The organism is Brevibacterium sp., from assembly GCF_022712115.1.
In the GTDB taxonomy this organism is placed as follows: Bacteria; Actinomycetota; Actinomycetes; order Actinomycetales; family Brevibacteriaceae; genus Brevibacterium; species Brevibacterium salitolerans.
The window spans coordinates 1-9,848 of record NZ_JALAHB010000249.1 but is presented as its reverse complement, the minus strand read 5'-3'; the positions used below and the strand labels follow the sequence as shown (position 1 = coordinate 9,848).

Below are 9,848 nucleotides of genomic sequence, written 5' to 3'. Positions count from 1 at the left end.
GAGGATGACCGCGGTGTCGTGTCCATGCTCCGAACGGTACGAGCGGACCGGCCGGGCGGCGAGGGGGAAAGCCCCCGCATGGCAGGAGGGACCCCGCCCACGTCACACGGCGCGGGCGGCGGCCTCGACGGCATCGGCGGCGGCCTCGGCCCCACCTGAGGCCCGGGTCCGCTCCTGCATCCATGCGCACCGCGCGGCGACTTCCGGGTCCGCATGCACGGATTCGACGAGCGACCAGAACCGCTCCGCGTCGAGGGAGTCCGGATCCAGTGTCCGGCCCAGCCCCAGCTCCGCGATCCGGTCGGCGTTGGCCCGCTGCTCAGCCATCTGCGGAACGGCGACGAGCGGCACTCCGGCCGCCATCCCCTCGACGGTCCCGCCCATCCCCGCGTGGGTGACGAAGACGGCGGCGTGCTCGAGCACGGAGAGCTGCGGCACCTGCGCCCGGGCCTCGACGTTCGCGGGCAGCGTGCCCAGATCGTCGGGGTCCATGCGGTCTCCGATCGACATGACCACGTGCCACGGCCGCCCGGCGGCGGACTGCGCGATCATCCGGAAGAAGTCGGGTCTGTCGTGGTAGGCCGTGCCGAGAGAGACCAGCAGGACGGGCTTCGCCGCCGCGGGCGGGTTCCACTCGCCCTGGTGGGTGCGGTCGGTCAGCACGGGACCCACGAACGTGTATCCGGCACCGAACGTGTCACCGGCGGGCTGGAACTCCCGGGGCAGCGTGACGATGCGGTCGTGCGAGTCCATGCCCTGCATGAAGCGGCCCACCCCGTGCATTCCGCGGGAGCGCAGGAACCGCCGCAGGCGCCAGAGGAAGCGCAGGAAGACGGGGTCGAGGGGGTTGAGGCGGATGTAGCGCTGCATGTTCCAGTGCCGATTGCTCACGAAGTTGGGCCAGGTCTCCACGGTGGGCACCTGCCACATGTGGCCCACCACCCGGCCCCACCAGGCCACGGGTCCGTCGTGGACGAGGACGTCCGGCGGTGAGAGGCGGTTGCGGGCACGCAGCGCGTCGAACTGACCGGCCATGTGCACGGTCTCCGCCAGTGCGAGCTCCGAGGCCCGGGCGAACGCGCGGCCGTGGAACTGCGGTCCGGAGCGCTCCGGGGAGTTCAGCCAGCTCGAATGCAGCGGCACGAATTCCGCCCCGGTCTCCGTGATCGCCTCCCGGAACGGCTCCGGAGCCGCATAGACGACAGAGTGGCCCCGGGTCACGAGCTCCTGGGCGATTCCGAGCGTCGGGTTCACATGGCCGTGCCCCAGGGGGCCCGTGAACAGGATGCGTGCCATGAGGGACCTCCCGGGGACGAGCGGATCGAGTGCGGCGTCTTCCCCTGGGAGTATCCCAGACGTCAGGCCGAGGCGGGCACTCCCTGGGTGAGGACTGTGGCAGGGAGTGCCCGCGTGAGCCGCTCAGACGCGCTGCATGAGCCTGTCCGCGAGCTCGTTGAACTCACGGTTGGGCGTGCCGAACCGGTGCGTGGTCATCGAGATCGCCTGTTCGTGCACGTGGTACCGCAGCTCCACCGCGCCCGAGGCGGTGGGCACCTGGTCCAGCACCGCCACCTCGGGGCGTCCCACGGCGGCATCGAGCAGCGCCTCCTCAACGGTGCCCAGGACGCGGATGCGGGCACCCGTGGTGTCGTCGTACTCACGGGCCGTCACGCGGGAGGCGAAGGTCTCCGCGTCCTCCACCGTCACGGAGGAGGCAGCGGCGGCCAGGGAGGCCTCGGCTCCGGGAGCCGCGCTCCAGCGCAGCGGGGCGTCCGCGGTCGCGGCGGCGTGGGCGACGCGCTCGGCGAGCTCCGGGGCGACCGGCTCCGTGACGCGGACGGTGACGGCGCGCGGCAGCACGCGGAAGATGTTCGCCTCGGTGGTGAGCCCGGTGGGATCCGCGGGAGCGCCCATCTCCGCCCAGGCGCGGCGGTCCGACTCCTGCGCCCGTGCGAGCCAGGCCGCGTCCGGCTGCTGCGCTCCTGCGGAGTCCGCGTCCTTCCAGGTGCCGAACTGCTTGAGGTAGTGCGGCCCGCCCGCCTTGGAGCCCAGGCCCACGCTCGAGAGCTTCCAGCCGCCGAAAGGCTGACGCCGCACGATGGCGCCGGTGATGCCGCGATTGATGTAGGCGTTGCCGGCCTCGACCCGGTTGACCCACGTCTCGGCCTCCGCGACGTCGAGGGTGTGGATGCCGGCGGTGAGGCCGAAGTCCACGGCGTTCTGGATCTCGATGGCCTCGTCCAGGCTCTCCGCCCGGATGATGCCGAGAACGGGGCCGAACGCCTCCGTGAGGTGGAACCAGGAGCCGGGCTTCACACCGGTGCGGATGCCGGGGCTCCAGAGCCGGCCGGTGGCGTCGAGCTGACGGGGCTCGAGCAGCCAGGACTCGCCCGGCTCCAGCTGCGTGAGCGCCCGGCGCAGCTTGTCCGAGGGCTCCACCGTGAGCGGGCCCATCGTCGCGGAGCGGTGATGCGTGCGCTCGGCGCCCTCCGGTCCGCCGGCCGGCCAGCCCACGATGAGGGACTTCGCGGCGTCGACCAGCTGGTTCTCGAACCGTGCCGAATCCGCGGTGGAGCCCACGAGGATCGCCAGCGAGGCTGCGGAGCACTTCTGGCCCGCGTGGCCGAAGGCCGAGTGCACGAGGTCCGCCACCGCGAGATCCCGGTCCGCGGACGGGGTGACGATGAGCGCGTTCTTGCCGGAGGTCTCGGCGGCGATCTGCGCGTCCTTGCGGAAGGAACGGAAGAGGGAGGCCGTCTCCGAGGCGCCGGTGAGGATCACGCGGTCCACGTCCGGGTGCCCCACGAGCGCCCGTCCGATCTCGTTCTCCGCCGGCTTCACCAGCCGCACGACCTCCGCAGGGACTCCTGCCTGGTGCAGGCACTCGATGATGAGCGCGGAGCAGCGGGGCGTGGGTGCCGAGGGCTTGTGGATCGCGGCGGCGCCCACGGCCAGTGCGGCGACGGTGGAGCCGGTGGGGATCGCGACGGGGAAGTTCCAGGGCGGGGTCACGAGGACCACGGAGTCGGGGACGAACTCGACGCCGTCCGCGGCCTCGATCGCGGGGATGTCCTGGGCCCGCTGCGCGTAGTAGCGGAGGAAGTCGATGGCCTCGGAGACCTCCGGGTCCGCCTGGTCCGGGGTCTTGCCGGCCTCCTCGGCCATCACCGCGAGGAAGTCGCCGCGGCGGGCGGCGAAGATCTCCGCGGCGCGGTGGAGGACACGGCCGCGGTGCTGGGCGCCGGCGGCGCGCCAGGACTGCGCGGCCTCACGGGCGTCCGCGACCAGCGCATCGACGTCCGCCGCCGAGGTCAGTGCCTCCGGCACGATCTCCGCGTCCTTCACCTCCGCCATGTGGGCGGCGTGCCAGGCGCGGTTGGCGGCGAGGGCGGGATCCGTGTCCGGCTCGTTGGCGAAGTCCGCCGGGAGGGCTGGGAGTGTTTCGGCACCTGCGTCTGCGGGAGATGCGTCTGGGGCACCTGCGAGGAGGGCTGGGAGTTCAGCTTCCTCCGCTGCACGGTTCTGCGTGCGGCGCGGGGCCGGCGGGGTGTCGCCGTCGGCGGCCACCTGTGCGCAGAGGGAGTCCAGCGCCTCGCGGAAGCGTCCCTCCTCGCGCCTGAAGATGTGGTTGCCGTTGGCGAGCTCCGTGATGCCGGACATGAAGTTCTCATTCGCGGAGTTCTCCTCCAGCCGGCGCACCAGGTAGGACACGGCGGCGTCGAAGTGCTCCGGGTGCACGGCCGGCACGTAGAGGCGGATGTCTCCCACGTCCCGGCTGATGACGGCGGCCTGTGCCCGCGCCATGCCCTGGAGCATCTCGAACTCCAGCGAGGTGGACACCCCGCGGGCAGCGGCGAGTTCGTGTGCGAAGGCGATGTCGAAGATGTTGTGGCTGGCCACACCCATGCGCAGGCCCTCGAGGTGCTCGCTGCGCAGCACCCAGTCGAGGACGCGCTTGTAGTTGGCGTCCGTCTCGACCTTGCTCGGCCACACCGTCACCGGCCAGCCGGCGGCCTCGGCGTGGACCTTCTCCATGGGCAGGTTGGCGCCCTTGACGAGGCGGATCTTGATGCCGGCGTGGCCGCGGGCGGAGCGCTCGGCGGCGAAGGCGGAGAGCCGCTGGACCGCGGCGAGCGCATCCGGCAGGTAGGCCTGGATGACGATGCCGGCCTCGTAGTCCTTCAGCTCCGGCTCGCTCAGCAGCCTGGTGAAGACCTCGATGGTGAGGTCAAGGTCCTGGTACTCCTCCATGTCGAGGTTGACGAAGGCGGTGCCGGCCGGCTGCGAGGCCGCCGAACGCAGGAGCGGGCGCAGGCGGTTGCAGACCATCTCGACGCTCTCCTCGAACGCCCACAGGTCGATCTGCGAGCACATGGAGGAGACCTTGATGGAGACGTAGTCCACGTCGTCGCGGAGGATGAGGCGCTCCACCTCCTCCGTGTGGTGGCGGGCCTCCTCCTCGCCGAGGACGGCCTCGCCCAGGAGGTTGACGTTGAGCTTGGAGCCGTTCTTCCGCAGTGCGGAGACGGCACGGCCGAACTGTGCCGGGCGGGCGTCGACGATCATGTGGCCGAGCATCTGGCGCATGCGCGCACGTGCGGCGGGCACCACCACGCGAGGCAGCACGCCGCCCAGCGCGGCGCCGGCCCCGATCTGCAGACGGTCCAGGGCGGAGAGGGACTGCGGGGTGTGCTTGGCGACATCGGCCAGTGCGGCGGCGGCCGCGGCGGGGTCCTCCGTGCGGATGACGCGGTCCACGAATCCCACGGCGAAGCCCACGCCGTCCGGATCGGAGAGGATCGCGGCGAGGCGATCCGCGCCCGGATCCGGCTCCTCCTGGGAGGTGGCGAGACGCAGCCAGCGGCGGGCGGTCTCGACGGCCGCCTCGGCGGTCGTGCGCAGCTCCGCGACGCGCGTGTCCGCATCCGGGGCGGTGCTCCTGCGGTCCGCGGACTGCCGGCCGGCGCTCTGCCGGCCTGTGGACTGCTGGTCCGGGGTGTTCTGCACGGCGGTCATGCTCATCTCCTCACGGGGTCTGCGTCCGGGGCGCACGGCAGCGATCCCGGCTGTGCCGCGCTGTCGCGGGGGCGTCTCTGCCTGCGCTCCGTCCTGGTGCCTGCGCTGTGTCCTTGCGGCTGCGCTGCGTTCTCTTCACTTCAGTGTGGACCTGGGGAGGGTCCGGGGCGAAGGGGTGCGGACGCTTCTGCGCGGGATCTGAGTCATAATCCGGGTATGGCCACTCCACCCACCGGCAGACCGCGCGGCCGGCCCCGCATCCAGGAGGCCGCCGACCGCGTGGTGGCGAGCGTGCTCGCCGAGGCCGGCGCGCGCATCGACTCCTCCGCCTGGTCGTCGCGGGCACTGGCCGAACGCACCGGGCTCTCGCAGACGGCGGTCGCGCGTGCCGTGCGCCGGTTGGCGGGGGAAGCTGTGGGAGGCGGTGCGGTGGGAGGTGCTGCCGCGAGCGGCGGCACGGGAGGAGCGCGGACCATGCGGATCGCGCGCTTCGTGATCGGACTGGAACCCCGTGCTGTGCAGGAGGGGCCGGTGGGTCTCGTCTGCCAGGTCGACTTCCAGCCGGTGTCCACGTTGGGGCACGCCCGTTCCTCGGTGCCCGAGGGTGCGCCGGGGGAAGGCCGCATGCCGCCGTCCGAGCACGGCCCGGTGCCTCTGCCGGAGCGCTCGTCTGTGCGTTCGCCGGCACGGCACCGCAGGCGCAGGGCGGCCGTGCTGGGGGCGCTGCTCACCGCCGGTGTGCGGGTGCCGGAGGAGCTGCCCGGGCAGCTCGCGGACTGTGCAGAGGTCCCGGTGGAGCTGCTGGAGGCGCTGAGCGCACACGTGGCCGCGGGAGAGACCGAGTTCCTCTGGAGTGCGAGGAACGTGGACCCCCTTTCTGACTCACAGAATTTCGACGTGGGTGACGGGGTGCAGGGACGTGCCCGGACCGCGGAGCCGGCGGGCGGGCGGAGCCCCGGCACAGGAGACCGCGCCGCCGCGGGACGCCCAGGCTGCACCGCAGGGCACCGCGCTTCCGCGGCAGGAGCCGGTGCCTCCGTGGCAGGCGCCGATGCCTCCGCAGCAGAAGCCGGTGCCTCCGTGGCTGGAGCGGAGCGTGCTCCAGATGCCCGTCCCGGGGGAGGCGATGGGCGCGGTGGAGACACGGCGCGCGACGATCACGACAGGCGCGACAGCCACGACAGGCACGACAGCCACGCCGGAATCGGCGGAGACGTGACGCGCGGCAGGGGCGGCAGGGGACCCGCTCGCGTCGCCCGCCAGCGGACGTGGCTGCCCCGGGCCGGCACCTCGGCGACGGAGCAGCTCGCCGTGCGCCTGCGCGATGCGATCATCGACACCGGTCTGCGGCCGGGAGACAGGCTGAGCGCGGCGCGGACGGCGGCCATGCTGGAGGTGCCCCGAGCACAGGCGGCCGAGGTGCTCCGGCGGATGGTCGACGACGAGATCCTCGACGGCTCCGCCGGGGACGTGCGCATCCCCGCGGCCTCCGCCGACGACGTCATCGAGCTCTACGCCGCCCGCATGCTGCTGGGCGATGTCCTGCTCCGCGCCGCCGCGCACCGGCCGCGCCGGTACCTGCTGCCGGTGCGGCGGGCCTTGGACGCGGTGGCCCAGGGAGCGGCGTCCGGGGCCCATGTGGATGATGCGGACCTGCGGTTCCAGCAGGAGTGGGCACGAGCCTCGGGCCTGGAGCAGACGGTGCGCCTGTTCGAGTCCTCGACGGTGCGGGTGCGCATGCTCATCGCCGTGCTGCGCCTCGACTATGCGCGTACGGCGACGAGCATCCTCCGCGACGACCGTGCGATCCTCACCGCCCTGGCCTCCGGGGACGCACCGGCCGCAGTGCGCGCATGGCATCGGAAGATCGACGCCGCGGTGAGGCACATGCACGGACGCGCGCGGAACACGGCGTTCGACGTGGAGCTGTGGGGGCGCCTCACCGGGCTGTGAACCGGCGCGGGACTGGGCTGCGTACCGGCAGGGCCCGGACCGCAGGCTCGTGGCGGGGGTTCCACCGCACCGGTGCGGTGGAACCCCCGGGATGTCGGCAGGGCCCGGGTGTCGGTCCAGCCGCCCACATATATGTGGGCGGCTGGACCGGTATGCGGTGTGGCCTGAGCTGAGCTGAGCTGTGGGGCGCGGCCTGTGCCGGGGATACAGGAACGTCTACGGCTCCTCGGACGTGGGCACGGTGCCCTCGGCGGAGGCGATGCATAGGATGAGGGCGGCAGCAGAGCCGCTGATCCGTCGTCCCGAGCAAGGAAGCCCACCGATGACCGACTCCTCCGTCCTCTTCACCCCCGACCCGGCAGACGTGAAGGCTTCGCAGCTGTGCGCGTTCCAGCGGCGCATGGGACGTGAGCACGGGGCTCCGCAGGGTTCCTACCAGGAGTTCTGGCAGTGGACGATCGACGAGCTCGATCTGTTCTGGGAGGAGGTCATCGCCGAGGCCGGTGTGGTCTGGGAACGGAACGGCGCGCCGGTGCGCGAGGGAGACACCATGCCGGAGGTGCGCTGGTTCCCCGGAGCGCGGATCAACTACGCGGAGAACCTGCTGCGCTGGTCAGCGGAGTTCGGTGACGCGCCCGCAGTCGTGGGCAGGCACGAGGACGACCGCCGGGAGGTTCTCACCTGGAACGAGTTGCGCGGCCAGGTGGGAGCTCTCGCCGCTCAGCTGCGGGCCTGGGGGATCCGGCCCGGCGACCGCGTCTGCGCGGTGCTCCCCAATCTCCCGCAGACGGTCGTGGCCCTGCTCGCCACCGCAACCGTGGGCGCGATCTGGTCGGTGGTGAATACGGACTTCGGCCCACGCGGTGTGGCCGAGCGCTTCGCGCAGATCGAGCCGAGTGTTCTCCTCACCGCCGATTCCGTGCTCTTCAAGGGCGAGGAACAGGACCTGCGGGCGGCTCTGCCGGAACTGCTCGAGGTGCTCCCGACCGTCACCAGGCACATCCTCGTGGATCAGACTCGTCCGGCGCGGACGGGAGGGGAGCAACCCGGCGCGGAGCCCGCGGATGCGGGGCGGTCGGATGCGGGTGGCGGCGCGGAGGAAGGCAGCGGGGTGGGCGCGGCACCGGTCGCCGGCGACGACCCTGCGCGTGTCCGTTCCGCAGACGGACGCGAGGTGGAGTCCCTCCGCTTCTCCCAGGTGGTGGCCCGGCAGCAGGAACCGGAGTTCGAGCGGGTGGAGTTCTCCCACCCGCTGTGGGTCCTCTACTCCTCCGGCACCACCGGACGACCCAAGGGGATCGTCCACGGGCACGGGGGCGTGACGGTCGAGGCCAACCGGGCCAACCTCCTGCAGTACGACGCAAGGCCCGGGGACGTGCAGTACTCGGCCGTCGCCACGACGTGGGTGGTGTGGAATCTGCTCGTCAACGCGATGTCCCGCGGCGTCACCATCGTCACCTACGACGGCGCGCCCTTCGCCGGCGGTCCGCACCGTCAGTTCGAACTGCTGGCGTCCGAACGCGCCACCTCCTTCGGCACGGGAGCCGCAGTGCTCTCCACGGCTCATCGACTGGGCTACTCGCCCAAGGACGACTACGACCTCTCCTCCCTGCGCACCATCCTCTCCACCGGGTCGCCGCTGCCGGATCCCACTTGGGACTGGGTCTACGAGCACCTCAGCCCCACGGTGAAGCTCGGCTCCGACTCCGGCGGCACGGACATCGCGAGCGGCTTCATCGGCTCCAATCCCACCGCTGCCGTGGTCCGCGGCCATCTGCAGGGGCCGTACCTCGGTGTCGCCGCGGATTCGTGGGGGCCGGACGGCACACCGCTCACCGACGAGCTCGGCGAGTTCGTGGTGACCGCGCCCATGCCGTCCATGCCGGTGTTCTTCTGGGGAGACAAGGACGGTTCCCGCTACCGGGAGGCGTACTTCGACGTGTTCCCCGGAGTGTGGCGTCACGGGGACTGGGTCACCCGCTTCTCCGACGGCAGCTATGTGATCCACGGCCGCTCCGATTCCACGATCAATCGCGGCGGGATCCGCATGGGTTCCGCCGACATCACCAATGCGGTCGACAGGGTGGAGGGCGTGGCCGCCTCGATGGTGGTCGGCGCGGAGCTGGCCGGCGGCGACTACTACCTGCCGCTCTTCGTGGTCCCTGCGCCGGGGCAGAGCCTCGACGACGATCTGCGCGAGCGGATCGTCGCGGCGATCCGGAGGGACGTGTCGCCCAGGTACGTCCCGGACGAGATCATCGAGGCACCGGGCGTTCCGCTGACACGGACGGGCAAGCTGCTGGAGATTCCCGTCAAGCGCCTGCTTCAGGGGGCGGATCCGGCGAAGGCCAACCGCGCCACCGCCGCAGATGCCGCCGTCCTCGACTGGTACATCGATTTCGCGACCGCGAAGGCGGGGACGGCCACCGGAGCCTGAGACCGGCAGGCTCCGGACTGAGAGCGTGCCTGCGGGCTTCCGTTCCGTTGGCGGGCCGACGACGTTCCTCGGCTGCCCTTCCGTTGCCGGGCCGGTGACGTTCCCCGGCTGCCGATCAGTTCTCTGCTCGGCGGAGCTCCTGGACCGCTGACCTGCTTCCGGGCCGCGGGCTCGTTCCCGACCCGGCAGCGCTCCGAGTTCCGGCAACGCTCCGGGCTCGGGTCCGCCCGGCCCCTCGGCCTCATCCAGCTCTGGTCTCAGCGTCGCCGGGTGAGTGCGATCGTGACACCGCCGGCCCCGATGAGGCAGAGCCCGAGGCCCAGTGCGAGGTATGTGCTCGCCCCGGTCCGAGGGAGCGACGCGGGCACCTCCTGTGAGGCGCCTGTGTCCGTCCGACCGTCTTCAGCGCCGTTCTCAGAACCGCCGCGAGGTGCCTCGGGAG

At 72.0% G+C, this 9,848-nt stretch carries 5 protein-coding genes; 2 read left to right on the top strand and 3 right to left on the bottom strand.

Features of this window, described 5'->3' with window-relative positions; genetic code table 11:
- Positions 1-102: 102 nt before the first annotated feature.
- Both Q0A33_RS14835 and Q0A33_RS14830 read right to left on the bottom strand, forming a co-directional pair.
- Positions 103-1,296: a macrolide family glycosyltransferase gene (locus Q0A33_RS14835; RefSeq protein WP_291798520.1), complete on the bottom strand. Its 1,194-nt coding sequence runs from the start codon at positions 1,294-1,296 to the stop codon at positions 103-105.
- 123 nt (positions 1,297-1,419) lie between these two features.
- Entirely contained in the window at positions 1,420-5,016 is a 3,597-nt protein-coding gene (locus Q0A33_RS14830; RefSeq protein WP_291798517.1) for a bifunctional proline dehydrogenase/L-glutamate gamma-semialdehyde dehydrogenase, read from the bottom strand.
- Between the two features lie 216 nt (positions 5,017-5,232).
- Between Q0A33_RS14830 and Q0A33_RS14825 the strand changes: the two genes are divergently transcribed.
- Together Q0A33_RS14825 and Q0A33_RS14820 are read left to right on the top strand one after the other, a co-directional pair.
- The gene (locus tag Q0A33_RS14825) at positions 5,233-6,969 is read left to right on the top strand and encodes a GntR family transcriptional regulator (protein WP_291798514.1); all 1,737 of its coding nucleotides are present in this window, start codon (positions 5,233-5,235) and stop codon (positions 6,967-6,969) included.
- 322 nt (positions 6,970-7,291) lie between these two features.
- Positions 7,292-9,406: an AMP-binding protein gene (locus tag Q0A33_RS14820; protein ID WP_291798510.1), complete on the top strand. Its 2,115-nt coding sequence runs from the start codon at positions 7,292-7,294 to the stop codon at positions 9,404-9,406.
- A 257-nt stretch (positions 9,407-9,663) separates the two neighbouring features.
- Here the strand turns inward: Q0A33_RS14820 and Q0A33_RS16630 are convergent, their stop codons facing one another.
- Complete coding sequence (locus Q0A33_RS16630; RefSeq protein ID WP_363316627.1) at positions 9,664-9,774, bottom strand: LPXTG cell wall anchor domain-containing protein; 111 nt, start codon at positions 9,772-9,774, stop codon at positions 9,664-9,666.
- Positions 9,775-9,848: the final 74 nt, after the last annotated feature.